This window comes from Streptomyces violaceusniger Tu 4113 (assembly GCF_000147815.2).
In the GTDB taxonomy this organism is placed as follows: Bacteria; Actinomycetota; Actinomycetes; order Streptomycetales; family Streptomycetaceae; genus Streptomyces; species Streptomyces violaceusniger_A.
In genome coordinates, this window is sequence record NC_015957.1 from 1,226,006 (window position 1) to 1,252,096 (window position 26,091).

22 protein-coding genes and 4 pseudogenes are annotated in these 26,091 nt (G+C 70.1%); 11 read left to right on the forward strand and 15 right to left on the reverse strand.

Translation table 11 applies throughout. The annotated features are described in order from the left end of the window. Positions 1 to 57: 57 nt before the first annotated feature. Positions 58 to 639: pseudogene (locus STRVI_RS05545) on the reverse strand (SPFH domain-containing protein); the annotation flags it as partial. A 450-nt stretch (positions 640 to 1,089) separates the two neighbouring features. Between STRVI_RS05545 and STRVI_RS05550 the strand changes: the two are divergent. Continuing rightward, positions 1,090 to 1,941, forward strand: coding sequence for a hypothetical protein (locus STRVI_RS05550; protein WP_014054637.1), 852 nt, complete (start codon positions 1,090 to 1,092; stop codon positions 1,939 to 1,941). A gap of 371 nt (positions 1,942 to 2,312) precedes the next feature. Here STRVI_RS05550 and STRVI_RS54055 read toward each other — a convergent pair. From STRVI_RS54055 to STRVI_RS50450, 3 genes and pseudogenes are all read right to left on the reverse strand, one after another. Continuing rightward, a pseudogene (locus STRVI_RS54055) lies at positions 2,313 to 2,492 on the reverse strand (IS256 family transposase); the annotation flags it as partial. A gap of 22 nt (positions 2,493 to 2,514) precedes the next feature. After that, a complete protein-coding gene (locus tag STRVI_RS05555; protein ID WP_014054638.1) occupies positions 2,515 to 3,435 on the reverse strand; it encodes an IS3 family transposase in 921 nt (306 codons plus the stop codon). Positions 3,436 to 4,095: 660 nt separating this feature from the next. After that, positions 4,096 to 4,215, reverse strand: a pseudogene (locus STRVI_RS50450) (RNA polymerase subunit sigma-24); the annotation flags it as partial. 201 nt (positions 4,216 to 4,416) lie between these two features. On the opposite strand from STRVI_RS50450, the gene STRVI_RS05560 reads away from it, so the two are divergent. After that, on the forward strand, positions 4,417 to 4,722 hold the full coding sequence (locus tag STRVI_RS05560) for a tyrosine-type recombinase/integrase (protein ID WP_050993625.1): 306 nt from the start codon (positions 4,417 to 4,419) through the stop codon (positions 4,720 to 4,722). A 420-nt stretch (positions 4,723 to 5,142) separates the two neighbouring features. Here STRVI_RS05560 and STRVI_RS55880 read toward each other — a convergent pair. The 5 genes and pseudogenes from STRVI_RS55880 to STRVI_RS05580 form a co-directional block, all read right to left on the reverse strand. Continuing rightward, positions 5,143 to 5,367 (reverse strand): annotated as a pseudogene (locus STRVI_RS55880) (RNaseH domain-containing protein); the annotation flags it as partial. A gap of 47 nt (positions 5,368 to 5,414) precedes the next feature. Further along, positions 5,415 to 6,773: a hypothetical protein gene (locus tag STRVI_RS05565; protein ID WP_014054639.1), complete on the reverse strand. Its 1,359-nt coding sequence runs from the start codon at positions 6,771 to 6,773 to the stop codon at positions 5,415 to 5,417. Continuing rightward, positions 6,770 to 8,758 carry a hypothetical protein gene (locus tag STRVI_RS05570; RefSeq protein WP_014054640.1) on the reverse strand — a complete coding sequence of 663 codons (1,989 nt, stop codon included), beginning with the start codon at positions 8,756 to 8,758 and terminating at the stop codon, positions 6,770 to 6,772. Before STRVI_RS05570 ends, STRVI_RS05565 begins: the two co-directional genes overlap by 4 nt. After that, entirely contained in the window at positions 8,755 to 9,549 is a 795-nt protein-coding gene (locus tag STRVI_RS05575) for a toll/interleukin-1 receptor domain-containing protein (RefSeq protein ID WP_043238001.1), read from the reverse strand. The genes STRVI_RS05570 and STRVI_RS05575 overlap by 4 nt, the downstream gene beginning before the upstream one ends. Positions 9,550 to 9,880: 331 nt before the next feature. Continuing rightward, complete coding sequence (locus STRVI_RS05580) at positions 9,881 to 11,125, reverse strand: helix-turn-helix domain-containing protein (RefSeq protein WP_043235446.1); 1,245 nt, start codon at positions 11,123 to 11,125, stop codon at positions 9,881 to 9,883. Between the two features lie 522 nt (positions 11,126 to 11,647). On the opposite strand from STRVI_RS05580, the gene STRVI_RS05585 reads away from it, so the two are divergent. Together STRVI_RS05585 and STRVI_RS05590 are read left to right on the forward strand one after the other, a co-directional pair. Beyond that, on the forward strand, positions 11,648 to 13,066 hold the full coding sequence (locus tag STRVI_RS05585) for an ATP-binding protein (RefSeq protein ID WP_014054643.1): 1,419 nt from the start codon (positions 11,648 to 11,650) through the stop codon (positions 13,064 to 13,066). Positions 13,067 to 13,503: 437 nt separating this feature from the next. Further along, the gene (locus tag STRVI_RS05590) at positions 13,504 to 13,878 is read left to right on the forward strand and encodes a hypothetical protein (protein WP_014054644.1); all 375 of its coding nucleotides are present in this window, start codon (positions 13,504 to 13,506) and stop codon (positions 13,876 to 13,878) included. Positions 13,879 to 14,214: 336 nt separating this feature from the next. Here the strand turns inward: STRVI_RS05590 and STRVI_RS52505 are convergent, their stop codons facing one another. Both STRVI_RS52505 and STRVI_RS05595 read right to left on the reverse strand, forming a co-directional pair. Continuing rightward, positions 14,215 to 14,370 carry a DUF6131 family protein gene (locus STRVI_RS52505; protein WP_014054645.1) on the reverse strand — a complete coding sequence of 52 codons (156 nt, stop codon included), beginning with the start codon at positions 14,368 to 14,370 and terminating at the stop codon, positions 14,215 to 14,217. A gap of 202 nt (positions 14,371 to 14,572) precedes the next feature. Beyond that, positions 14,573 to 14,992: a DUF5914 domain-containing protein gene (locus tag STRVI_RS05595; protein WP_435532576.1), complete on the reverse strand. Its 420-nt coding sequence runs from the start codon at positions 14,990 to 14,992 to the stop codon at positions 14,573 to 14,575. Here STRVI_RS05595 and STRVI_RS05600 point away from each other — a divergent pair. From STRVI_RS05600 to STRVI_RS05615, 5 genes are all read left to right on the forward strand, one after another. Then, complete coding sequence (locus tag STRVI_RS05600) at positions 14,983 to 15,951, forward strand: SDR family oxidoreductase (protein ID WP_014054646.1); 969 nt, start codon at positions 14,983 to 14,985, stop codon at positions 15,949 to 15,951. The two genes, STRVI_RS05595 and STRVI_RS05600, sit on opposite strands and share 10 nt — an antisense overlap. Before the next feature lie 2 nt (positions 15,952 to 15,953). Beyond that, positions 15,954 to 16,094, forward strand: coding sequence for a DUF4387 family protein (locus tag STRVI_RS50455; protein WP_251982564.1), 141 nt, complete (start codon positions 15,954 to 15,956; stop codon positions 16,092 to 16,094). Between the two features lie 741 nt (positions 16,095 to 16,835). Further along, positions 16,836 to 18,470, forward strand: coding sequence for an MMPL family transporter (locus STRVI_RS05605; protein ID WP_050993627.1), 1,635 nt, complete (start codon positions 16,836 to 16,838; stop codon positions 18,468 to 18,470). A gap of 3 nt (positions 18,471 to 18,473) precedes the next feature. Beyond that, positions 18,474 to 19,139 (forward strand): response regulator transcription factor, encoded by a 666-nt coding sequence (locus STRVI_RS05610; protein ID WP_014054647.1) that lies wholly within the window; start codon positions 18,474 to 18,476, stop codon positions 19,137 to 19,139. Further along, positions 19,120 to 20,523: a sensor histidine kinase gene (locus STRVI_RS05615; protein WP_014054648.1), complete on the forward strand. Its 1,404-nt coding sequence runs from the start codon at positions 19,120 to 19,122 to the stop codon at positions 20,521 to 20,523. Before STRVI_RS05610 ends, STRVI_RS05615 begins: the two co-directional genes overlap by 20 nt. A gap of 13 nt (positions 20,524 to 20,536) precedes the next feature. Here the strand turns inward: STRVI_RS05615 and STRVI_RS05620 are convergent, their stop codons facing one another. Continuing rightward, positions 20,537 to 21,145: a TetR/AcrR family transcriptional regulator gene (locus STRVI_RS05620; protein ID WP_014054649.1), complete on the reverse strand. Its 609-nt coding sequence runs from the start codon at positions 21,143 to 21,145 to the stop codon at positions 20,537 to 20,539. A 95-nt stretch (positions 21,146 to 21,240) separates the two neighbouring features. Between STRVI_RS05620 and STRVI_RS05625 the strand changes: the two genes are divergently transcribed. Next, positions 21,241 to 22,134, forward strand: coding sequence for a hypothetical protein (locus tag STRVI_RS05625; RefSeq protein ID WP_014054650.1), 894 nt, complete (start codon positions 21,241 to 21,243; stop codon positions 22,132 to 22,134). A gap of 197 nt (positions 22,135 to 22,331) precedes the next feature. On the opposite strand, the gene STRVI_RS05630 is transcribed toward STRVI_RS05625, so the two are convergent. The 3 genes from STRVI_RS05630 to STRVI_RS05640 form a co-directional block, all read right to left on the reverse strand. Next, positions 22,332 to 23,654, reverse strand: a complete 1,323-nt coding sequence (locus tag STRVI_RS05630; RefSeq protein ID WP_014054651.1) for an MFS transporter — start codon at positions 23,652 to 23,654, stop codon at positions 22,332 to 22,334. Between the two features lie 352 nt (positions 23,655 to 24,006). Continuing rightward, entirely contained in the window at positions 24,007 to 24,759 is a 753-nt protein-coding gene (locus tag STRVI_RS05635; protein WP_014054652.1) for an SDR family NAD(P)-dependent oxidoreductase, read from the reverse strand. Further along, the gene (locus STRVI_RS05640; RefSeq protein ID WP_014054653.1) at positions 24,756 to 25,073 is read right to left on the reverse strand and encodes a hypothetical protein; all 318 of its coding nucleotides are present in this window, start codon (positions 25,071 to 25,073) and stop codon (positions 24,756 to 24,758) included. Before STRVI_RS05640 ends, STRVI_RS05635 begins: the two co-directional genes overlap by 4 nt. 70 nt (positions 25,074 to 25,143) lie before the next feature. Between STRVI_RS05640 and STRVI_RS05645 the strand changes: the two genes are divergently transcribed. Then, entirely contained in the window at positions 25,144 to 26,049 is a 906-nt protein-coding gene (locus STRVI_RS05645; RefSeq protein ID WP_014054654.1) for a LysR family transcriptional regulator, read from the forward strand. The last annotated feature ends 42 nt before the right edge of the window (positions 26,050 to 26,091 follow it).

Here is a 26,091-nt window from a genome sequence, read left to right on the forward strand (position 1 = left end):
GCGCTGCGGGGTGCGTTATCGCAGGTCAGGCAGGTGCGAGCGGGGTCAGGGCTGATTCGCCTCGACCATGCCGGCCGCGCCGTCCACGATCTGCCGGCGGGCCGCCACCACCGCGCCCGCCTGCTGGCGCTGGAGCATCGCGGAGGCAATCTCGGGGGCGTAGGCGAGGTGGGTGAAGCGCGATTCGATGATGCGGACCCCGGCCGCCTCGACCCGGGCGTGCAGTTCGATGGCGAGCTTCTCGGTGATCTCCTCGGCGTTGCCGCGCAGCGAGAGGGCGTCCTCGTCATGGGCGTCGTACGGGTACTCGATGGCGATATGCCGCACCGCGGCCTCGGTCTGGGTGGAGACGAACTCCAGGAAGTCGTCCACCTCGAACATCGCCTGGGCGGTGTCCTCGACCCTCCAGACGACGACCGCGGCGAGCTCGATCGGGTTGCCGTAGGCGTCGTTGACCTTGAGGATCGGGGTCTCGTGGTTGCGCACCCGGGTGGAGATCTTCTCGCGGCTGGTGAGCGGGTTCACCCAGCGCAGCCCGTCGGTGCGGATGGTGCCGCGGTAGCGGCCGAAGAGCTGGACCACCCGGGCCTCACCGGGGGCGATGGTGTTGAGGCCGCACATGGTGAGGATCGCGGCGACGATTTTCGCGTGTCCCTTTCTCATTGACGATGGCCCTCGTCCGGCCCAAGGGACAACACTGTGAGACGTACGCCTGTCCTGTCGCATTGAAGCTGTCGGATTCGCACTCGTTCTCGTTCAAGCTGTCGGATTCTCATCGCATCACGCGCTGAGCGGCGAACGAGACTCCCCCGAGGTGACAAACGGGACAGGTTCGGGCCGTGGGCGAGTCCGCTGCCGTGAAAGCCATGTCCTTTGAGAAGGCCGAGGGTCAGCCGGAGCGGTGGCGTAGAGCTGTGCTGGCTGTAGGCATGCCGGGCGAGCTTGGCGGAGCAGGTCGTGGGTCGACAAAGGCAAGACCGTCGGTGCCGCGCACAGTCGCAGCGCGGGCCGGAGGTAACTGGAGCTGGTCGCGTGGCACGTACTGTCCGACCTGGTGGGGTAGTTGACCTTGCTCTAGGGTCATCATGCATGAGCTCTGCTGACGATCAGAATTTCGGTGTCCAGGTCGACGTCCGGGTGCGGCAGGCCGATCTTGGCCAAGACGGCTGGGCAAGCACGATCGGCATGGCCCGCTGGCTGGAAGACGCCCGGATTCGGCTGCCACTGCGCCGCTTCGAACGCCTCACCGGTACGGGCGGGTTCGGCCCGTACCAGATACTGCTCGTCGGCCAACGGGTCAACCGGCTCGCTCAGGCTGGACCGACCGGTACCCGCGTGCAGGTGCACACCGGCGTTCGCCGGGTCGGGCGCTCCTCATTCACCTTCGAACAGGCGATCGTGGTCGGCGGCAAGCATGTGGGGAGTGGCGACGCCACTGTCGTGCTGGCCGACAACTCGGGGCCGCTCCAGCTTCCCGACGAGTTGATCGACGATCTCGCCGAGATACAGCTACCGGAGACAGGATCGTCGGCAGCTGCCCGTCCACGCCCAGAGCGCCTGCAACGTGCCCACTACCTGTATTGGGCCCCGCTGCGTTCCCGGATCGGTGACGTCGACTCCAACCAGCACGTCAACTTCATCGCACTGGCCACTTGGTACGACGAGGCCGTCGCCACGTTCACCTTGCACTCGATCGGGACGAGTGGTGCGGGCTCGGTGCCAGATCTACCCCCGTGGTCGTACCAGATCCAGTATCTCGGTGAGGTGACCTACCCGGGCGACTACGAGATCGGGCTCACGGTCCGCTCCGTCGACACCGAGTCCGTGCACTACGAACTCGGTGTCTTCCGCGACAGCACCTGCCTGGGCGTGGCCGACGCCGTCGGCCCACTCGGCAAACTGACGGCCGAAGCTCTGGAAACGGCCCGGGCAGCGGACTAGCCACAGTCTCTCGGGGGGCAGGCTCAGGTTCATCCCGACATCGCGGCGCCTTTGGCCCCCGATTCGCCGACGGCAGCGGCGTGTCCTGGCCGGGCCATTGGCCGAAGCAGCACCGTCGGTGCCGCAGCAGGCCTCGTCCGAGCAGGGGGACACTCTTCGACGGGCCTGACGAGGCTGCGGCCTCCCCTGCCGGACCAGGCCGCCTCCCCTAACGCGGCCTGGTCAGCTCGCCCTGCCAAGCATGTCTTCCACATTGCACAGTCGGTGCCGACGGCCCGTAGAGAACCGTCGGCACTGACCTTCCGACGACCCGGAGGGTCACGTCCGCTGGAGTGGTGTATCGACGGCCACTCGGTGATCCGTTGTTGAGGCTATGCGGTGAGTTCGGTGGGCAGGTCGGGTTGGTCGGTTCCTGACTCGATCGGGTGGAGGCGGGCCTTGGCGAGGAGTTCGCGGCCCATGTAGCGGCGGGCTTCGGTCCATTCGTCGTTCTGTTCGGCCAGGACGGCACCGATCAGACGAATCGCGGCGGTTCGGTCAGGTGAGGTTCCCCCGCTGTACGGGGGTGGCTGACTAGCTGGTCAGGGAGGGTTGACGTGGTTTCAGGTTCACTTGTTCGGCCGTTGCCTGGCTGGCGTAATGCTTCTCCTCGTACTCGATCGGGCTGAGGTAGCCGAGCCGTTTCTGGATGCGGCGGGGGTTATAGAAGCCGTCGATGTACTCGAAGAGCGTGAGGTTCGCTTCGGCTCTGGTGGGGAAGACGCGGCCGCGGATGCACTCGGTCTTGATGACCATCCACAGGTTCTCCGCCAGGGCATTGTCGAACGAGTCGCCGACCGAGCCCATGGACGCCTGGATACCGGCCCTGACCAGGCGTGTCGTGAGCTTCACGGACGTGTACTGACAGCCGTGGTCGGCATGGTGAATGAGCTCACCGGGGGCGACTTCGCGGCTGGCCAGGGCATACTCCAGCGTGGTCAGGACCAGATCGGCGTCTGCGCGGGCGGAGGTTTCCCAGGCCACCACCCGGCGGGAGAACGCGTCGCGGATCGCGGACAGCCACAGCGGGCCCTCCTCCGTCGCGATCATGGTCAGGTCCGTGACCCACAGCCGGTTCGGCACGTTCGCGGTGAAGTCGCGTTGCACCAGGTCAGGGGCCGGTTCCGCGTCCGGGTCACGTCGGGTGAAGCCCTTGCCCCGCCGGGGACTGATCCCGGCCAGGCCGGCTTGGCGCATGAGCCGTTCAATGCGTTTGCGGCCGACGTGGATGCCTTCACGCCGGAGGACGGCGTGCACGCGGGGTGAGCCGTAGATCCCGCCGGAGTCGGCGTGGACCTGCCGGATCTTCCCGGTGAGCTCGGCGTCCTGGCGGCGTCGCTCGCATGGCTCCTTCTCGGCCTGGCGCCAGCGGTAGTAGGTGGAGGAGGGGATGGAAAGTTCCCGGAGTACGGGCTCGACCCCCAGGTGCGGGTGCGCATCGACGAGCGCGGTCACCTGGGCCGGGTCGGGTCGAGCTGGGCCGCGAAAAAAGCTGAGGCCGTCCGCAGGACCTCGTTCGCCCGCTTGAGCTGGGCATGTGAGGTTCCCCCGAGATGCGGGGAGAGGTGACAGCAGGTCGGGTAGGTCTCACGAGAGGAGCCCAGACGATGCCTGCCCCGAGGAAATACCCGCTGGAGGGAAGTCACTGAAGAGGCGTCCGGTCCTCGTGTTCGGTTTCGCGATCTTTTGGTGGACCCGGCTGGGAACAGGTACGGCCACCATGTGATCATCGGGAGTTGCGCGAACTCCTGAAGATCGTGCGGAGGCCGTGGGCCAAAGCGTGGCCCTGTCCGCTAGCGAGCGATGCTCGACCAGGCCATAGCCCGGATCGCGGGCCGGTCAGGGTGCTTGCCGGGAGACGCCTCGGGCTCGCCGGTCGTGCGTGCGTTCTCTCCAGTGGTTGTGCGGGTGCTTGCGTTATCCGTAACGGGTGGCAGTGGGGGTCGGTTCAATGTGGGTTTCATCGCTCCCGCCGGAACCTGAGGAATGGCCACAACCTGTGGACCAGTTGAGGTGGTTCAGGCTGCGTGAGCTTTGGGGCGCCCGACGAGCCGGCCGAGCGAGTCCCAAGACCGTTGGTCGGTGATCCGGCCTTGCCCGCTTCGCTCACCGGCTTCAGTGCCGCAGGTCGTTCTCTTCCCGCAGGTGCGACAGCTTCTCGGGGTTGCGCACCGCGTTGAGCCCGGTGATCAGGCCGTCGTCGATGCGCACCGCCATGACGGTGTCGATCGCGCCGCTGCAAGACCAGGCTCGTCCCGCTCAAGCACCGGCGGGAGGGCGAGTACCGCGATGTGCTGGTGGCGCCGTTCATCGTCGAGGAATGTCATGGGCATGAGGCCATGTGCCGACCGATCCCTCCTGAGTTTCAGGACAAGGCCGGACGGCCACGGGTGGTCGAGTTCTTCTTCGCCGCCGCGGGATCGCGGGAAGGGCGTCATGCCCACGGCCACCACCTACGCGTACCACTTTCGGAAGGGGCAGATCGCGGCCGGCATCACCAAGCCCGACGGGACCGCGAAGTACACCCCGCACTCGCTGCGGCACTTCTTCGCCTCGACCGCATGGGCAAACGGCGGACCGATCCACGAGGTCTCGCGCTGGCTCGGCCACAAGTCGATCAAGACCACCGTGGACATCTACGGTCACCTGGTCCCCGAAGCGTGGGACCGTTGTCGGGACGTCATGCGGAACGCCATGCGCCCGGCTGTGACAGACTCGCAGGCGCCTGCCTCCGCAGCGTGACGTACTGGATGTGCTGGATGAGTTCCGACGGTGCTGGATCGGTGCTGGATACGATCAGCGTGACCGACGTTTTTGCAGGTGGGAGCACTGCGTTGAACGTTCCGCTTCAACGTGTAGTGGCTGACGCATCACCACGTCGCTGATCTGGCAAACATGCAGGTCAGATAGGGTCCGACTCTTCGGCGTCGGGCCCCTGGTCTTTTCCTGTGCTGGGATGGTGCTGGGAAACCTGACCTGTCGTCACCTGTTATCACCCCTGCTCATCCCTACCGTGCTGGAATCGTGCTGGGATGCCGGTGGGGTCCCCGTGCTGAATCGCGGGCAGATTCCCGCGAGAGTGCGCGCGGCCTCGGGCGGCGCCGGTCGCCGGTACTGAGGGGGCGAGGCCGAGCTGTTTGGCTGGTAGGGGGAGCGGTCGGATCAGGCGATGGTCTGGTGACACAAGCGCGCGGTCGCCCGTGCAAGCATCGTCTGGTCGACCCCTTCGGCTGCACCGCCTGGACAGATCTCGGTCGCCGTGACAGCCCGCCACGGCGATTGAGTTCGTTCGTCTCCCGCTCCCCTCCTCCCCGCCCTTGCCCGGGTCAGCGTCCCAGCGAGTGATGGTCTCGCCCAGGTCTCGGGACAGGAGGAGGCTCCCCCGGCTGCGGTGCGTGGTGAGGGGAGCCCCGGAGAGCCGACCGCCTACCGGATCAGCCCCCGTCCTCGTCTTCCTCGTCCCTTACGCGAGGTGCGGCGGCCCGGTGCGGGCTGTGCGAGGTGTCCCAGAGGTGCGGAGGTGTCATGTCGTCCTCGCTTGTCTCCCACCAGCCTTGGTTTTGTTCGCCCGCGCCGCTCTCCGCCGCCCCCGGCCTGAACGTGTCCGCGCCCGCGTCGGCATCCGGGGCCGCGGCCGCGTCGCTGAACGGCGAGCCCTCGGGGGCTGGGAAGCCCGCCGACCAGGGCCCCGTGGTGTCCCCCTCGCCCGATGGGCCACCCTCCGTCCCCTCGCCCCCGTCCTCGTCGTGTGCCGGCAGAAGGGTCCGCCTGATCTCCTCGGCGGCCTCGTCCAGCCCGGCCGCTTCCAGACTCCGCACCACACGGTGCACGAACACCGTGTACTCGTCCATGTCCGGCTTCAGGCCCACCGCCGCCAGCAACAGGAGCAGCCGATCCGAAACCCCTACCTCCTCCTCGCGTTCGAACGTCCCTTTTCCCTGGCCGTGTCCCTCCCACAGCGGGCCCCCGACGGTCGCTTCGCTCCGCGCGCCCACAGGCGGGACGAGCAGGTGGCGGAAGAGCTCGGGCACCTCCTCGTCGTTGGCCGCCGCCGCGATCTGGGCGAGCGGGCCGATCATGTCGACCGCCTTCTCGATTTCGTTCTCGTGACGGGACAGCCACCACACCACCGCGCTGCCCGCGCTCTTGAGCACGTCGTCACCGAGATAGCGCCGCTTGTTGCGCTCGTGCTGACGCTCGTACTCCCAGATCTCCTCTTCCTTGCGAAGGTCGTTCAACTTCCGCAGACGCTCACGGTCGGCGGGGGCGAGGGTCAGCGTCACATCGGCCGCCAGGGCCTTCACCCGTCCGCTCCGGTCCGGGAGCGGGACGCCCAGCTCCCCCTCCAGGAGATACCGCGCGAAGCTCGCCCGGCCGGGCTCTTCCTGGCGGACGACCTCCAGGGCCCGGTTGACGATCGAGGACAGGGCGAGGGCCGGGGAGGCGCCGTTGGACCGTTCGGCGTGGTTGAGGGCCGGCCTCCACCACACGGTGGCGGAGAAGAGGAAGTCGTAGCCGTCCGCCGCGCTCGGCAGTGCCGCGTCGACCACCCGCGTCTCCTGGTACGGCTGCTCCGTCGGCACCGCTGGTGGCTCAGGCTCCCCGGGCTCGTACGGGTCGGCTGACGCGCCGCCACCGATGAAGACCGTCATCACGAGCAGCAGGGAGCCAGAGGCCGTGACCATGGACATGAAGCCCCACAGCCACGCCGACCAGTGCAGGAGGTTTCCGAGAACAGCCGGTGCGAGGCTGCAGAGAGCGACGAACAGCAGGCTGCGAAAGCGGTGTTTCATTGTGCCTCTTCCGTGGTCCGTGGTCCGGCGCCCGCACGCTCCGTACTCTCCGTGCGGGCGTACTGTGCGTGGTCGATGTGCTGCCAGAAGAGGGCGGCGACGGCCGTCGCCTGGGAGGGACGGCGCGCGGTCCCCGCCCAGTCGCAGGCGATGGCGTAGAGGCGGTGGAGAGCGGCCGCGCGGCCGCGCGTCGCACCGACCATCACGCCCAGCGCCATCTCCCGCGTGCTGTCGCCCGCCGCGGCGGTCAGCCAACTGATCACCAGCGGCTTCCAGAGCTCCGTCGGCGGCTGGGAGAAAACCGTCTCCCAGCCCAGGAACAGGTCCGGCCACGGCGGCGGGTCCGGTGCCCGGTCGCTCCTCAACAGCTCCGTGAGCAGCCGGAGATGGGGATCCGCCCCGCGCGGCTCCCGACGCGTCCGGTCCCGCAGGCGGTCGATCAACAGCCGGTAGAGTCGACGGTCGCGACCGCCGAGGTCGAGAAGGGCCTCCCGGGCTTCGCGCGCCGCCTCCCCCTTCCGTACGGCGAGGTAGTGGAGCCGCACCATCGCCTGATTCGGGTGTGTAGCGCCAAGGCTCTGTCGGCACGCGACGGTCAGGACGCGGACGAGGCCGTCCGACAAGGGGCCGGACCTCGCGCACTCGTACATCCGCCTGCGGAACCAGCCCCCGAACCTCTCGTGGCTGAGACCGAGTTCGAGGGCCGCGACGGCTCGCGGGTCGCAGGACGCACCGGTCGCGCTGTTCGCCCAGCGGACCACAAGGTCGAAGAGGTGGTCGGGCCGCCCGACGGCCAGGGACCGCTCGCCGAAGCGGACGACGACGCTCACCCGGTCGTCGGCGGTCAGACCGCGGAGCCCGGCGACATGGCCGATCCAGTCCTTGAGGTCGTCGCGCGTCCCGGGGAAGTTCGCCCAGAAGTACGTCCGTACCGCGTCGGCGTAGGCCAGCCGCTCGAAGCGGAGCCGTCCGTCCGGGTCTCGCTCGATCCCGAGCGCCGCCAATCGCTCCCCGAAATCCGCCCGTGCGAGCTCGGTCGTCGTTTCTTCCTCGTGCCTCACCGTCCTCATCAGGCCGTGCCACGCCTCGTAGACGGTGTCGGCGCGGGCCTCCTCGAACACCGCCGTCGCGAGCAGCAGGGCCCGCTCGGGCGCGGTGCGGACCGTGGCCACCTGTCGGCCCACCTCACCGGCACGGTCGGTCACCGCGTGCAGCGCCTGGTCGAGCCATCCCGCGAAGTCGGCACCGAACCGGCCGCTGTCGCGAGCGGCCCTCACCAGCCCCGCGAGCCGCGCCAGTTCCCGCATGGGGGAGCGGTCGTACAGGCGCTGGAGGTCGGCGCTCCCCAGGTCCGCGGGGCGGAAGGTCATCTGGTCCATGCGGAGGTACCGGGTGACGACGGCGACGCCCCGGGGTCGCCCCAGCGTCACCGTGGGCGGTTCGAGGTCCGTCGCGTGGGCGTGCTCCATGCCCGACGGCAGGACGACGACCATGTGGGCCCCCGCCTCCTGGACCTGTGACCGGCGCACGGCCAGGTGGCGCTGGGCCTTGGCGTACGCCTCCTCATCGGCGATCCCGGAGAGGTCAAGGAGGAAGCGGTCCCCCTCACCGGGGGCGAGAGGGGCCTCGTCCTTGTCCGTGGCGGGAAGCTCCTCGAACCGGACCGCCTCATCGTTGGCGCCCTCGTGCTCACCGAGCTCGTGCAGCAGCATGATCGCCGCGGCGCGGCGGCCGCTGCCGGGCGGAGCTCCCAGCAGCACCACCGATCCGGGCTTCTCCAGGCGGTCGGCGGCGACGCGGTAGCCCACCGGCGGAACGAACCGGTCGGCCAGGCGCATCCGGTCCTCGCGGACGATCCGGAGAGACTCGACCCCTTTTCGGAGCATCCAATCCGCGCCGACGCCGTAAAAGACGTACTGGGGCCCCGGGCCGTTGTTCACCGGGCCACGCGGATCGTTGACGGTGACGCGGTCCTGCTCGGTCATCGTTCGTCGTCCGAGCGCCGGGGCTCACGCTCGAAGCGCTGGTGGACCGTACCGCCGTTGTCACCCGCGGTGAATTGCACCCCGGTGTTGTCGCCCTGGAAGTGGGGGGCGTTGTATTGGTGGCCGCGACCGGTGTTCACGGGCCCTTGCGGCTCGTTGACGAAGGTGCCGGACAGATCTCCGTTGAGGTTTCCGATGCCGCCGCGCACGCGCTGCTCGACGTCGCGCGTCCGCATCCTGGTGTGCCCGACATCCTGGGCCGACTTCTTGCGGGACTTCGCCTCCGCCCCCTCCCGCGCCGCACGGGCATCGCGGTCCACCGCGCCCAGGTCGGGCAGCAGCCGGGCGAGGGCGTCGCCGAGCGCCGTCAGGTCCGACTCGGCGTTGCGGTGGGCGAACCGCCTGTACTGGCAGTCCGCCAGCTCCCGCAGGTCGTCCGGGAGAAGGGCGCGGTCGATCCGCGTGGCCTTTCCGACGAGCACGGGAATCACCAGGATCCCGCGGTCGAGCGCGGTCTGGATCTCACGTCGGGTCCAGTCCTGCTCGGCTTCGAGGGAGGGGCGGCCGTCGGCCCTCCGCACCCCCGCCCAGCGCGGGCCGATCACGGCGAGGAGCGCCTCGCACTCTTCCACCGCCCTGACCAGTTCCACCGGGAAGCGGTGTCCGAGCTCGATCGAGTTGCTGGCGAAGAAGATCCGCTCGGCGCCGAACCGCCGGGCGAGCTCCCGAGCGATCATGGTCGCGGCGGATTCCTCGTCGCCTGTGCGGTAGTTGACGAAGACGTCGAGCATGAAGGTTCCCTTCGTGAGAGGAAGACGGAAGACGGGGGTGAATGGGTACGAGCGGGGGCTGCGGACCTGGGCTCCGAGGCCCCGGTCCGCATGGGCCATGAGGTCCCGACCGTGTGACGGCATGGCGCGTCCACGGGAGGGCGTACGGATGGAGGTGCGCCGCCCGGCGCGTCGCTGGCCGCGGGCAGCCCGAAGAAGCTGGGGGCGCGGTGCGACGCATCGGACGGGGATCAGAGGGTTCCGCCGGGGACCGTGGGATCCGGAGGGCTGGAGGGACCGGGTAGTCCGGCAAGCCGGGCGGCTCGAGCCGGTGCCGGTCGTGGAGCCGGTGTCAGTCGTGCGCGGGGGCGAGTACCCCTGCCAGAGCCGGCTGCAGATCGCGTACGGCCCGGCTGCTCCGGAACCGGGAGAGTTCCCGGGCGAGACGCCGGACGTCGCTGTTCACCGTCGCCGAGGGCACGGCCGGCATCACCGCCAGGAGCTCCCCGGCGATCGTGCACGCGTGCTCGACCTCTCCGGAGGCGGCGTGGGCCAAGGACCTGCGGAAGCCGTACCGGGCACGGGTGCGCAGCGCGTGCGGCGGGAGGCGGCGGTACTCCTGGTCGAGGACCTCGGTGGCGGCCTTGGGGCGACCGAGGTCGTGCAGGCACCAGCCGGTCGTCATCGCCGCCGGATCGCTCACGTGGGTGGTGCCGATCACGGGCTCCGCGCCGCTGCGGGCGTCATCGCTGTCGAGCAGCTCCCTCGCCCTGTCGAGGCTGCGGAGGCAGTCGCGTTCGTCGCCGACGAGCGCATGTCCCTGCGCCTCCCGCTGGGCCGCGAGTCCCCGGATGCGCGGCGGGAGTTCGTCGCTCTGGGCCCGGCGGGCCAGGGCGACGGTGCCCGCGGCGTCCCCGCCGTAGAGCGTGACCAGGGCGCGTCGCACGAGCGCGTAGGAACCGAGGTACGGATCGCCCCCGGCGCGCGCCAGTTCGGCGGCCTCACCGGTCCAGCTGAGCGCCGCGCCGCTGTCCCCGGCCTCCTGGGCCATCCAGCCGGTGAACTCCGCGAACCGCGACGCGAGCAGGAGCGCGGGGGCCCGAGTGGCGGACGGGGCGTCGGCGGCCAGCCCGGCGACCGTGCGCGTTTGCGTCTCCAGCAGGGGAAGCAGGACCTTCGGCGCGGTGGACTGGCCGAGCTGTCGTAGCTGGTCGAACTGCATGCGGAAGAAGGGAAGGAGGGGATCGGCTGCAGAGGGCGCCTGACCGCCGAGTTTCAGGCCGAGGTCGATCAGCGACCCCGTACCCGCCGCGAGGACCCCCCGACGCCCGACGAGCCAGAGGCTCGGGGTGGCGGGGGGTTCGGTGGTGTCCGAGTCGGTCTCGGGGCGGACGACCAGGCGCTGCAGCTCACCTTTCGCGCCGAGGAAGGCGTCGCACCGCCGGGCCAGTTCGGGGGACGCGGAACGCTCCCCGCGCTCCACCTTGCTGAGGTGCCCCTTGTCGTAATTGAGCGCCACGGAGAACTCGGTCAGAGTAAGCCCCGTTTCCTGTCGCAGACGGCGAAGTTCCGGGCCGAAACGTAAAGTTGCACTCATCATTAACATCCCCTTGAACAGCGACCGTGAGAGCCGTGCGCCCTCACGGGGAACTTTCATGCGACGTTCACTGGCTGACACGAAGACCGACCGCGAACACTTGGCGTGACGGAGTTGTTTCGCTTCGCATCCGAAAGTAAGTTTGGCACGAGGTGCGCCTCAAGAATCGGGGTTCGACGGGGTTGCCCGTTGCCTCTTCTGCTCTCCGTCCGTTCCTTGTAGTGACCGGAGTCGACCACTGGAGTCCGCGCTCCAGGGCGAGATCGCCGACCACCTCCTCGGCATCCACCTGGACAACGAAAGCGTGAATTCCGCCTACGGCGCCGGCGTGGCCTTCGGTGACGCGGCATTTGCCTGGGGTGCCGGCCTTGACCCCTGCTTGGCACTACCGACTCGGTGGCCGCACGGTCCGTAGGGCGCGGGTCCATGACTCGTGACCGGGAGCCACAACTGGCGAAAGTGATATACTAACGTCGATGTTAGTAACATCGTCGTTAGTTTCGTGAGTGGAGGTCGACAGACGTGGTGGATTTTGTGGGCCGTCGCCAGGAGCTGGCGACGTTGGAGCGAGAGCTGCAGAAGGTGGCGGCAGGGGTTGGCGGGGAGCGGCCCGGTCGGTGCGTGATGTTGCGTGGGCGGCGCCGGGTGGGCAAGTCGCGACTGGTCGAGCGGTTTGCGGAGCGCTCCGGAGCCCCGTTCTTGTTCTACGCGGCGACCGGTGCGTCCCCCAGAGATGATCTGGCACGGCTGGCCCGGGACGCCCAAGCATCGACGCTGCCGTTGGCGGGGCTGGTGGCCGCCGCGCGGCCGGAGAGCTGGGATGCCGCGTTCGATGTGCTGGCCGCGGCGCTGCCCGCCGACCGGGCGAGCGTGCTGGTCATCGACGAGGTGCCGTACTTGATGGATGTCGATGGCACCTTTGAGGGGATGCTGCAACGGGCCTGGGACCGGGTGCTGGAGACCAAGCCGGTGCTGCTGGTTCTCATCGGCTCCGATCTGTCAATGATGGAGGCTCTGAACAGCTACGGGCGACCCTTCCATCAACGCGGCCGGGAGATGGTGCTGGGGCCGCTGAACCCCGCCGAGGTGGGGCGCATGCTCGGGCTGGATCCGGCGGAAGCCTTCGACGCTGCGCTGGTCACCGGGGGATTGCCGCTGATCTGCGCGGAGTGGCCACACGGCGCGGGGCTGTGGGACTTCCTCAATGAGGCGCTGAACGATCCGGTCTCCGCCCTGCTGGTGTCCGCCGAGCGCTCGCTGGCTGCCGAATTCCCCCCGCAGGCTCAGGCCCGTACGGTGCTGGCGGCTATCGGCAGTGGTGAGCGGACCTTCACCAACATCGCCCGTGCGGCCGGCGGGATCGGGGCGACGCCGCTGCAGCGAGCGTTGGAGCTGCTTACGGACAAGCGGATCGTGGCCGCGGAGCTGCCCGTATCGCTGCGTCCGTCGAAGGATCGCCGCTACCGGGTGACAGATCCCTACCTGCGGTTTTGGCTGCACCTGCTTGGCCCGTCCATGGAGGAGATCGAGCGGGGGCGCGGCGATCTGACCTTGGCGCGGATCAGGGAAAACTGGACCAGCTGGCGCGGCCGTGCGATCGAGCCCCTTGTCCGCGAGGCCCTGGCGCGGATACTGCCAGACGACCGGCTGCCCGCGGCCCGCGCAGTGGGCGGCTACTGGACCCGTACCAACAATGTCGAGATCGATATCGTCGGGGCGGATCGCGCCCCCATCGCCAAGGAGCTGTTTTTCGTCGGCTCCATCAAGTGGCTGGAGCAGTCGCCCTTCGACCGGCACGATCTGGCAGCTCTCCACCGCCACCGCGCCGCCCTCACCGACGAACCTGTCCCCGTCGTGGCGGTCTCGCGCAGCGGCGTCGACTGTGCGGGGCTCGATGCCGCCTACGGCCCCCGCGATTTGTTGACCGCTTGGTCGCTGTGAGTGGCGGATGGTAGGCGCGGCACGGAAGTTGGGGAACGCGATCAGGCTGAACAGACGTTGCGGAGAAGTTCTGGGACCTCGGCTCCTTGCCGGCGCTGTTGTGTAACGTTGGTGATCCTGAGCCTTCTCGTACCCTGTCGTGGATCCCGTGCTGGGACGGTGCTGGGATGGCGCGGCATTTCCGCAGGTCAAAGGCTCGTGGTGGAGTTCCGCTTCAACGTATGACCTCCCCCGCGTCGCTGACCTGGGAAGATGAGGTCTCCGCGGTAAGTGCGGCCGGCGATGCCGGGTCGGTTCGGCCCGGCGCCGAGCCTTCACGGCTGTCCTCCGTGACAGGGCCGAACAGCGTTGCCGCGGCCCGCGCAGGAGCCTGACCGCCGGGGCCGCCGCGTCCGGTGGGGTACAGCCGGCCGGACCGATGAATAAAATCGGCTCTCATGTCGAACACTGACGAACTGCTCGTTGACCTGGCCGCCACGGTGGAGTCCGAGCAGAGCAATCAGATGTCCCTGACCGTGGTCACCGGCGGCGCTGTCATCACCGGACGGTTGGCTCCCGAAGCCGTATGGAGGCAGCGTGTGTCGGAGATCCTGAGGGACTCGGACCGCCTCGGCCCCTTCTCCGGCGTCTTCACCGCCGACCAGACGCAGGGCCGGCCCGACCGCGGTGGGCCGCCCACCCATCTGCATTTTCACGTCGCCCGAATCCTGCAAGGAAGCATGGCAATCCCCGAGACGGGCGGGATGTACCGCGTCGCGATCAAGGACGTCAGCGGCTGGACCGTTGGCGACTTCAGCTACTCCGACTCATGAGTCGCGGACCCCTGGTCGGCACTGGAGGAGGCGCTGTCTTGCCGACCGGACACTGAACGCGTTGAGGGTTCGACCGGCGCGCGCCGGTCGAGCCCTCAACGCTGTCCTGGTCTCGGCTTTCGCCTGACCCGCCGGTCACATCTCCTTTGGGGGCAGTGCCCGGTGCCCGCGCTGTGCGGACTCCGCGTCGCGCGATGATGGCCCAATCCGGAAAACGGCCGGAAATGCAGAAGAACTGCCATTGGCATGGAAAGCCCGTGAGGGCTCTTTCCGCCCGGAACACGGCCCAGTAAGGCCGGGTGCAGCCACTGGCCGGCCCTGCCATCGACGGCTCTGCTACCAGTAGTGCCGACGCCCACCGATCGCGTGCCCGGTGGCGCCCAGGACCCAGAGGATCGCTCCGATGACGAGAAGGACGATTCCAATGGTCCACAGGATGGAGATGCCGGTCACAAAGCCGACGACGAGGAGAATGATCCCGAGGGCGATCATGGATTCCTCCGATCCTTCGAGAACGCTCCAATTTCAGTATCCTCTCGAATCAGCTCCACGCCAACTCGTTCCCCTGTTACGGCCGGACGTAATGGCCCTTGGGCGGGCCTTTTGCGGAAAGCGTGTCGCAGTTCCGTTTCTCCTCGTTCGATCGCTCGGGGTCTCGAATCCAACCGAGCCCAAGAGAAAAGCAGTGGTGCGTTCACCCCGCCCAGCCCGGGAAGCGGCCCGTCGACCGCAGCTGCTGGCGCCGCTCGGCGTAGGCTGGGACGTCCCGGCATAGCCGCCCGGCCGTGGCGCGCACCAGGGGGCGCGGCAGCGGCGCGGATCGGCGGGCGGCGGGGAAGCCCGGACGGTCCGAGGCGGCGACCACCGTCTCCATGACGGTGGTGCGGGGGTGGCCGGAACCGTCCGCGCCGAGCGGGATGGCGTGCCTCCCCACGACGGAGCCCGCGCCCGCGCCCTCGGTGATGCGCAGCAGTGCGGGGTGGACCGGCACGACCAGCCGGCCCGCCACCTTGAAGGACACGTCGAGGGTGAGGGCCTCCGCGCCGTCGTCCGCCGTACAGGCCGGGCCGCCGGGCGCGCCCCCGTCGGCAGGAGATGAGGACCATGAGGACAAGCGGACGAGGACTCGGCCGCCGCGGCATCGCCCGCTCCCCGAGCCCGCACACCGGTGTCTCACCGCTGAGCGGACGCGTGGCCGTCGTCACCGGAGCCGCCCGCGGCGTCGGCGCGGCCGTCGCCACCGCGCTGTCCGAGGCCGGTGCACGGGTGGCGCTGCTCGGCCGGGAGGAGGAGAGGCTGCGGGAGGCGGCGGCCGGGCTGCCCACGCCCACCCTGTGCGTCGAGGCGGACGTCACCGACCCGGCCGCCCTGGACGCCGCCGCACGCGAGGTCGAAACACGGCTCGGCCCCGCCGACGTGGTCGTGGCCAACGCGGGCATCGCCGTCAGCGGGCCCTTCCGCGACACCGAGGCCGACCTGTGGCAGCGGGTCGTCGACGTCAACCTGACCGGCGCGGCCAACACCGCCAGGGCCTTCCTGCCCCACCTCACCCGCACCCGCGGCTACTTCCTCCAGGTCGCCTCCACTGCCTCGTTCGGCTCCGCGCCCATGATGAGCGCGTACTGCGCCTCCAAGGCGGGTGCGGAGTCCTTCGCCCAATCCCTGCGCTGCGAGCTCGAACCCGACGGCATCGCCGTCGGCGTCGCCTACCTGCACTGGACCGGCACCGACATGATCGGCGGCATCGACGACAACCCGGTACTGCGGGCCCTGCGCGCGCACCAGCCCCGGTTCGCCCGCCGCGTCCAGACTCCGGCGCGGGTGGCCGGCCTGCTCACCGACGGCATCGTCCGCCGCGCTCCCCGCGTCCACGCGCCGCCCTGGCTGCGCTGGTGCCAGGCGCTGCGCCCGGTCTTCCCCGCCCTCGTCGCCCACATCTCCCGGCGCGAGCTGCGGTGCCGGAGCGGGGCCGAGTTCGCCGCAGGCACCGGAGCAATGGGCGCGGGCGGCCGCGCCGACTGGACCGCGCACCGGTCCGCGCCGACTCCGCGGCCGGGCGGGCAGGCGGACTGACCGTGTTCGGCACGGATCCCGAGCGCATCCTGCTGGTCAACCACCCACTCGCCCTCGCAGTGAAGGTCTCCCTGTCTCGCCCGACCATCCAGGGCGACCTGCGCGACAACGACTGCTACGCCGGACAGCGGTACGCCCCCTGATGGAGATGCGACTGCCCGCCCCGGCCTGATGCTGCCCGCCCCGGCCTGATGCTGATCCGGGCTCGGTGGTGGACGCCGTCGAGGAACACGGGCGGATAAGGAAATCGAAAGGTAGGCCTTTCTAGCTTCGGGAACCGTCGCCGGGCCGCTGTGGACCGGCCCCCTCCTGGAGGTTCTCTTCCGTGGAACGCTTCGCCGCATTCGTCATGCGGCACCGACTCTGGGTGGCCCTGGTCTGGGCCGCCGTCACCGTGGTCGGTGTGGTGATGGCGCCGCATGTCGCCGGCCGGCTCAAGAGCGGCACGACCGTCAGCACCGCCAGCTACGACGCCAACGTCGCGCTGGCCAAGGAGTACGGCGGGGCGTCCGCCAAGCCCAGCGTGCTGGTCGTCGACCTGCCGAAGGGCATCACCGCGGACAGCCCCGCCGCGAAGGCCGGTCTGGCCGCGGCCGACAAGGTGGCGTCCGGCGTTGCCGGGGTCCGCGATCTGTCCTACGCGAACACCGGTGACAAGGCGCTGGTGGGCACCGGGGGCCGCGCCACCCTGGTCATGGTGTACCCGCCCGCATCAGGTACCACGGTTCCCGCGCAGGTCATGGACGGCATGAGCAGCGCGATCACGCACGCGGTGCCCGGCACGACGGTGCACCGGACCGGCATCGAGGAGCTCAGCGCCGGCGGCGGCAGCAGCGGTGCGAGCGTGCTGAGCGAGATCCTGCTCGGCGGCGGGCTCGCACTGGTTGTGCTGGCCTGGGTGTTCGGGCTCCGCGCTGGCCCTGCTGCCGCTGCTGTCGGCGGTCGTCTCGGTGCTGACGATGCAGCTGGCGATCTGGGGCCTGACCTACGCCACGAGCATCGCCATCAACCCCTCGGTGCAGTTCATCGTCGCCCTGCTGGGCCTCGGCCTGTCGATCGACTACTCGCTGCTGCTGGTCAACCGCTGGCGGGAGGAGCGCGACAAGGGCGCCGACAACCGCGAGGCGGTCCTGCGCTCCATGCGCCGCGCCGGGCACTCGGTGGCCTTCAGCGCGCTGATCGCCTCACTGGGCCTGTTCGCGCTGACCGTCGTCCCGGTCTCCTTCATCCAGGGCGTCGGCCTGTCCGGACTGTTCATCCCCTCCATCGCCGCTCTGGTGGCGCTCACCACCATCCCGCTGCTGCTGGCCTCCGTCGGACCGCGGATGGACCGCATCCGCCTGCACCGTCGCACCACGGCGGGCCCTGGCCGGATGTGGACGCGCACCGCCCGCACGATCGTCGCCCGCCCCAAGGCCGCGGCCCTTATGGGAACCGCGATTCTGGGTACTCTGTGCGCGTTCGGGCTGACCATCAACATCGCCTCCCCGATCAGCACGTCGCTCGCCGGGGGCGGCCCGGCCGAGCAGGGCCTGCGGGCCCTGCAGCACGACGGGTTCCCCACCGGCGTACTCACCTCGGTTCCCATCGAACTGCCCGCAGGCACCGACCCCGCGGCCACCGCCGCCACCCTGCGGACCCTGCCCGACCTCCACGGCGTCCTGGCCGCCGACATACCCGCCTGGCACCACTCCGGCAGTTCGGTGATCATGGCGCTGCCCGATCACGAGATCGGCACCGCGCACGCCGGTACCGCCCTGTCCCAGCTGCGCGGCGCCGTCCCGCACAACGCGATGATCGGCGGCGAACAGGTCCAGTCGGCCGACGTCACCCACATCCTGTCCACCTGGTTCCCCGCGCTCCTGGCCGTCGCCGCGCTGCTCACCTTCGTTCTGCTGGCCCGCGGCATGCGCTCCCTGCTGCTGCCCGCCAAGGCCGTCGCCCTCAACCTGCTCTCGGTCGGTGCCGCGTACGGCGTACTGGTCCTGATCTGGCAGCACGGCTACGGCTCGCATGCCCTGTGGGGCATCCCCGCCACCGGCTCGATCAGCCCGTTCGTGCCGATGCTTCTGTTCGGGTTCCTGTTCGGGGTGTCCATGGATTACGAGGTGTTCATCCTGGATCGGATCCGTGAGGCCCACGACCGCACCGGCGACACCCCCGCCTCCGTGGTCGAGGGCATCTCCCGCACCGGGCGCCTCGTCACGAGCGCCGCCCTCATCCTGTTCCTCGCCCTGGTGTCCCTGTCGTCCTCGCCGGACGTGACCATCAAGATGATGGCCACCGGTATGGCCGCGGGTATCCTCATCGACGCTTTGGTCGTACGCACCCTGCTCACCCCCTCCCTGGTGGTGCTCTTCGGCCGCGCCAACTGGTACCTGCCGGCCTGGGCCGCCCGCCTGCTGCGTATCAAGCCGCAGGCCACCGGTCACGGTGACCACCACGGCGGACACGGAACAGACGGCACGGACGGCGGCGCGCATGAGGACGCCCACCCGGCCCTGTCCCGGCATGCTTGAGCCATGCGCATTCTCGTGATCGAGGACGACGAGGCCCTCGGCGCATCCCTCACCTGGGGGCTGAAAGCCGAGGGCTACGTCGTCTGCCTGACCGCCGACGGGGCGGAAGGGCTGTGGCTGGCGCAGGAGCACGACTTCGACCTGATCGTCCTGGACGTCATGCTCCCGGGCCTGGACGGCTACCAGATCTGCGCACGGCTGCGCGAAGCCGGCAAGTGGACCCCGATCCTCATGCTCACCGCCATGGACGCCCCTCTCGACCAGGCCGAGGGCCTCGATCTGGGCGCCGACGACTACCTCACCAAGCCGTTCTCCTATCCGGTGCTGCTCGCCCACCTGCGGGCCCTGCTGCGCCGCAGCACCCGTGAGCGCCCCGCCCAACTGCGGTCCGGGGAGCTGACGTTGGACCCGGCCACCCACGCGGTCCACTTCGCCGGCCGGCCCCTCGCCCTCACGCCTGGTGAGGCGAGCGTGCTGGAGTACCTGCTGCGCGCCGAGGGCCGCACCGTCTCCAAGGCCGAACTCCTGGAACACTGCTGGGACATGGCCTCCCGGGCCGACCCTGCCGTCGTCGAGGTCCGCATCCACCACCTGCGCCGCAAGACCGACGCGAGCGTCATCGAGACCGTACGAGGCAGGGGGTACCGCATTGACCCGCACCGCCCCTAGCCGCTCGCTGCGGCTGCGCGTCACGCTCATGGCCACCCTGATCGTCACCGCCGCCCTCGCGCTCGGCATCGCGGTGATCGCGATCACGCTGGTCAGCTCCGTACGCGCGAACGTCGACACGACGCTGACCTCCTACGCGACATCCGTCGGCCGCTCCGCCGACGGAACCTGGCCCAAGCCCCTGCCCGCCGTCCCCGACGACCCGAGCGCCTGGGCCCAGGTCGTCGACGGCTCCGGAACCGTGGTGGCCGCCACCGCGAACGTCCAGGGCCGGCCCGCCCGGTACACCCTGCCCGCGGGCAGCACCACGCCGCGGACAGTTCCCGGACAGGGCACGGACGACGACGAACACGTGGTGGCCCAGCGCTACGTCGCCGGCACCACACCCGTGGTCGTGTACACCGGCGCCTCCACCCGCATCCTCAGCATCGTCACCAACGACCTCCAGGGCCATCTGCTGTTCGTCCTGCCGCTGGTCGTCCTCGGCGCACTCGGCATGTCCTGGGTGCTCATCGGCCGCACCCTGCGGCCGGTGGAACGCATCCGCGCCGAGGCTGCCGAGATCACCGGCAGCGACCTGCACCGCCGCATCCCCGGCCCCACCGGCGACGACGAGATCGGCCGCCTGACCGGCACCCTCAACTCGATGCTCGAACGCCTGGAGGACTCCGCGACCCGCCAGCGCCGCTTCGTCGCCGACGCCTCCCACGAGCTGCGCACCCCGCTCGCGGCCGTACGCACCTCCCTGGAGGTCGGAATCGCCTACCCCGACCGCGCCCCCTGGCCGGATCTGGCCGAACGCGCCGTCACCGAAACCGCCCGCCTCCAGCGCCTCGTCGACTCCCTGCTACTGCTTGCCCGCGCCGACGACGACACCCTGCTCACCCACCATGAGCCCATCGACCTGGCCGCACTGGCGCGCACCGCCGCCCGGTCCGTCCCCGCCCGCATCCCCCTGGAGATCCACACCGACGACGGCGTCCGCGTCCTCGGCGATCCCGATCAACTCACCCGCCTGATCCGCAACCTCCTCGACAACGCCGACCGCCACGCCGCCACGCACGTCCAGCTCACCGTCACCACCGACGGCCCCGACACGGCCGTCCTCCAGGTCAGCGACGACGGCCCCGGCATCCCGCCCGCCGACCGCGACCGGATCTTCGACCGGTTCGTGCGCCTCCAAGCCGCCCGGACCCGCCAGAGCGGCCCCGACTCCGGCACCGGCCTCGGCCTGGCCATCGCCCGCGACATCGCCACCGCGCACAGAGGCACGCTCACGGTCACCGACCGTCCCCCCACCACACGGGACACAGGAGTCGGCGCCTCACGGGACACAGGAGTCGGCGCCTCCTTCACCCTCCGGCTGCCCATCGCCCGCACCTGAGCCGGCAGCGCACTCAGGTTCGGCAGACGCCCTGCACCAAGACCTGCCAACTGTCCGCCAGCCGCTCGAAGTGGCGGGTGGCTTCGGCCCGCTCCGGCATGACCAGGTACAGCAGGATCGGGCCTTCGAGCGCGGCGGCGAGCTGGAGGGCGAGGCTGTCGGAATCCGGGCAGTCGGGCCGGGCCTGCCGCAGGAGTACCCGGATGTGCGCGGGCGAGAAGACGGCCTCCCCGGCAGGGATCGGCTGGGCGCGGTCGAGTGCGGCGCGGGCGAGCGCGTGGCGTTCGAGCAGGAAGGCGATGCGGGCGCGCCCATAGGCGATCAGCCTCTCGGCCGGGTCCGCGCCCGGTCCGAGCGGTGGCGGGCCGTACAGCACCTGTTCCTGGAAGGCGCGTTCATCCTCGTCCAGGAGGGCGTGGAAGACGCCCGCTCGCGTGCGGAAGCGGCGGAACACGGTGCCCTTGCCGAGGCCGGCCCGCTCGGCGAGGCCGTCCATCGTCACCTTCTCCGCTCCGACCTCGGCGATCATCTCCCGCGCCGTGTTCAGCAGCCGCCGGCGGTTGCGCGCGGCGTCCACCCGCTCGGCGCGTGGCTGACCGAGAGGCACGACGGGGTGATCCATGAGGCACCACTTTACGCCCCGACACGAAAGCGGGGTAAAGTCCGCTACTGCTACGGTTGAAGCTGGAACAGTTGGCCGAGAAGGAGCTGGTTGAGATGGGCATGAACGGAGTCGTGGACCGCAGCGTGGTCCTGCGCCCCACCCCGATCGAGCGACTCGATCTGTCGGGCAGGCGACTGACCGTCATCGGCGGCACGAATGGCCTGGGCCGGGCCATCGCCCGACAAGCCCTGGCGCGCGGGGCCGAAGTCACGGTGGCCGGACGGACCTTCCGCGACGCTCCGGCCGAACAGCTGACCTTCGTGAAGGCCGACCTCGCCTCGATGCGCGAGGCCGACCGCCTGGGACGGGAACTCCCGGTGGAGTCCGACGACGTCGTGCTGTTCACCCTGGGCACCTTCGCGGCCAAGAACCGGGAGGAGACCGCAGAACACCTTGAACGGGACATCGCGGTCAGTTACTTGAGTCGCTTCGCCGTACTCCGCGGTCTCGCCCCCCGCCTCGGCACCGCCCGCCCACAGGGCTCACCGCAGCCCCGGGTGTTCGTCATGGGCGCCCCGGGCTCCGGAGCCACCGGCGATCCCGACGACCTCAACACCGAGAGGGGTTACACCGGGATGCGGGCACACATCAACACCGTGGCCGCCAACGAAGCCCTCGTCCTCGGCGGTGAGAACACGCTGCCAGGCCCCGCGTACTTCGGCCTGAACCCTGGCGTCATCAAGACCGGAATCCGCGCCAACTACCTGGGCGAAGGCAGCCTCACCCACCGCCTCGCCGAGACCGTCATCGGTCTCCTCTCCCAGTCCCCCGACACGTACGCCAGGCGAATCGTGCCGCTCCTGTTCACCCCGGACCTCAACGGACGCACCGGGACCTTGTTCAACAACAAGGCCAGGCCGATCCTGCCCTCCAAAGGGCTGGACAAGGATCGCGTCGCGCGATTCGCCTCAGCCTCCGACGCACTTCTACGGCAGGCCCTCGGCTGAGCTCCGCTGATGTCCGGAGACAGGTGGTCAGATGCCCAGCACACGCCGGGCACGGAGATGGGCGATCTTCTCCTTCGTCCGGGGCGGGACGTAGGTCATGCCGGGGCTCCTCCGTTGTCTCGGGTGCGGCGGGCGCTGGTCAGTCCCACCGGGCCGCAGCCGACGACGGCGATGTCGTATGTCCATGGGGTGCTCTTTCATGGCGTCTGTCCGGCCGTTGACTCCTGGGCGCGTGGCGCGGGAGCGGTACGGCCCCGGTCGCGGGGCGTTCGTCCGCGGTCGCGGGACGTTCGTCCGCCGGCGGCCTGGGCGAGGATCGCGCCGAGGACGGCGGGGACGGCGAAGAGGATGAAGTTCCACCGGGGTGCCAGGTCGGCCGCGAGGAGCCAGCCGCCGAGCGTGGGGCCGGCGATCGCGCCGATGCGGCCCACTCCGAGCGCGACGCCCACCGCGCTGGCCCGCGCTGTCACCGGATAGGTGCGGGCAATGTACACATTGAGCAGCCCCTGGACGCCGACCGCGCCGCAGCCGCCGAGGACCACGATGCCGTAGAGCACCGGCAGCGGCAGTTGGGCGCTCATGCCGACGATCGCGGCGGCTCCGAGGGCGAAACTGGCGGTGACCGCTCCCTTCGATCCGGCACGGTCGGCCAGCAGCGCCATGGCGAGTCCGCCGACGGTGGCGCCGAGATTCAGCAGGACGAGGAAGGTCTGCGAGGACCGCAGCGGATAGTCCGCGGTCCTCATCAGCTCTGGCAGCCAGGTGTTCATGCCGAAGATGAGCAGGAACGAAAGGGCCGCCATGGCGCAGAACAGCAGTGTGGTGGTGAGGTACGGCGGCTTCAGCACCAGCCGTACACCGCGGCTGCCGGGGGCCGGGGCCGACGTCGTCGCCGCCCGCTGGTATTCCGTGGACTCGGGCAGCCAGGCGTAGGCCATGGGCAGCACGAGCAGACCGGCAATCCCGCCGACCAGGTACTCCGCGTGAAAACTGTGCCCGCTCAGCAACGTGTTGGCGGCGAGGGCCGCGAACGCGCCGCCGATGGGGGTTCCGCACTGCACGATCCCCGAGTACAGATTCTTCCGTCTGTCAGGAGCGAGTTCGAAGATCAGCGGGGCCATCGCCGGGTAGATCGCACCGGCGCCGAGCCCGACGACGAAACGGCCCGCACCGAACAGGGCCGGCAGGGGTGCCGCGGCGCAGACGAACATCCCGGCGCTGACGAGCGCGGCACTGACCAGGGTCGTCCGGCGCCGGCCGAACCGGTCGGTGAACTGGCCGACCAGCAGGGAGCCGATGAGCATCCCGATGGGCGTGAGGCTGCCCAGCAGGCCGACCAGGGCGACCGTGAGACCCCAGGGCCGGTAGTCGAGCAGCAGTGGTGTGGTCGCGCCGAACGCGACGAGATCGAAGCCTTCCAGTGTCATCACCGCCAGGCCGACGGCGAGTGCGGTGCCGGTCGGCGTGGACAGGCTCCGGGGCGGTTTCCCGCCCGTGCGAGGGAACGCGGGGGTGCTCAATGATCCGATTCCGTTCTCACCGCCCGCCTCTCGCCCGGTCGCTGCCGCTGATCGGGGCCATGCGCGGAGGGCGGAGGTACGCCGGTGCGGCCCGGCGGGGTGGGCCGGGTCGGGGGAGGGGGCGTTCGTGTGGTGCGGGGACGGCGGGCTGGGCCGTGCCCGGTGGGGCGCGGGGTACGGCGCGGAACCCCGCGCCCCTCCCGCTGGGCGCCGGGACCCGAGCGCGATCCGTTGGCTCGAGACCCGGCGGCCCCCTCCGCACCCGGCTCCTCAGGAGCGCGGGCGACGGAGCGCGCGGGGGCGGGGGCCATGTGACCTCAGGAGGGCCCGGTACCCGTGCGCGGCGGATTCCTCAGGCTCGCCGTCCGCCGTCGACCGACAGCGCGATGCCGGTGATGTAGGACGCCGCGTCCGAGCAGAGCCAGACGGCAGCGGCCGCGGCCTCCTCCGGGTTGGCCATCCGGCCGAGTGGCGTGATCGCCTCCTGCATGGCGATCAGGTCGGTACCGGCCGCCACCCGCTCGAACCCGGGAGTACGGGTCGGGCCGGGGCAGACGGCGTTGACCCGGATGCTGTCCGGTGCGTAATCGACGGCGGCGACCTTGGTGAGCCCGACGATGCCGTGCTTGGCGGCCACGTAGGCGGGGGCGGTCGGGATCGCGTACAGGCCGCCGTTGGAGGCGATGTTGACGATGGCGCCGCCCTCGCGGCGGCGCAGTGCGGGCAGTTCGTACTTCATGCACAGGAAGGTTCCGGCCAGATTGACATGAACCACGCGCTCGAACTCGGCCAGTGTCATCTGCTCGAGCTGCCGGTGATGGGAGTCCAGGCCGGCGTTGTTCACGGCGAAGTCGAGGCCCCCGTACTCCGCGACCGTACGCTCGACGGCCGCCCGCACGGAGCCTTCGTCGCCGATGTCGACGGGGATGGCCAGTGCCTCCCCACCGTCCTCCCTGATCATCAGGGCGGTCTCGGCGGCCGTGCTCTCGTCGATGTCGAGCACGGCGACCGCGGCGCCGCACCGGGCGAACTCCAGCGCCGCCGCGCGGCCGATCCCACTGCCCGCGCCGGTGACCAGTCCCGCTTTCCGGGTTGCGGCGCTCATGCCAGCGGCTCGTGGTTCGCCCAGGCGACCTTGTACGGGTGCCGCGACTGCCAGCGGTGGATGATCTCGTGCAGGGCGGGCGCGGCGAACCCCTTCGCCAGAGCGTCGATGTCGGCCACGGCGAACTGCACGATCGCGGTCGCGATCAGCGCGGGAATGGCCTCCTCCCCGGGGACGGGAATGTGGCGGCGGGCTGCGACCGACTGCGCGAAGCCGGTGTCGAGCATGGCCCGTTCGATATCCCCGAGGTATTGGTCGAGTTCCGTGTCGGGCAGCGGTTGATCGAAGGAGACGATCATCGTGTGCTGGATCATGCGGTAATTCTTGCGACCACATGCCGCAAGTGTCCAAGATCAGTATGGAATTCAGCGATAACCTACAGGCATGGTTGAACTGGAGACCCGCGAGCTCGAGTACTTCATCGCAGTCGCCGACGAGCTGCACTTCGGCCGGGCCGCCGCCCGGCTCTCGATCGCCCAGCCGGCGCTGTCGAAGGCGATCCGACGGATCGAGACCCGGCTCGGCGTCCCGCTGTTCCTCCGCTCCAGCCGGCACGTCGAGCTCACACCGGCCGGGGAAGCGTTGCAGGAGCACGGACGGCACGCGCTCAACGCGGTCGCCGCCGCCGTCCGCAGCGCCCGGCGTGCCGTCGACACCCAGGCGCACCTTCGGCTCGTACTCAAGCCCGGCGGCGACGCCGGTCTGCTGTCCGGGATCCTGGCCGAGTACGCCCACCAGCCCGATGCCCGCCGGGTCGACATCCTCTTCAGCGGCCCCGCCGACCGCACCGACTTCCTGCTCGACGGCCGGGCCGACGTCGGCCTGCTCTACGTACCGTTCGACGATCTCGACGGCCTGGACCACGAGACGCTCCACGCCGAGGAGCGGGTGGCCATCGTCCCCTCCGCACACCGACTGGCCGGGCTCGCTTCGGTGCGGATGGCCGATCTGGAGGGCGAGACCCTGCCGCGCTGGAAGGGCGTGCCAGGGGGCGACGGCACCGGTCCGGAGGTCGCCGACGTGGTCCAACTGCTCCAGATGATCAAAGTGAGCCGGATGATCGGCGTGCTCCCCCGGTCGCTGGTCGAGCCGCTCCCGCCCGGCCTCGTCGGTGTACCGGTATCCGACGCCCCGCTCAGCCGCCTCGTGCTCGCCTGGAAGGAACAGGACCGCCGCCCGCTGCTCGCCTCGTTCGTGGCCGCGGCGCTGAGGGTTCCTCCCCGAATGGCGGGCATGGTCGGGGCCGATGCGTCAGGGGCGTCCTTGACGTCGGGCCGAGGGGGCGTCTGAGCCCCCTCATGGGGATAGCGACGCGCGAAGGGGGCCGGAATC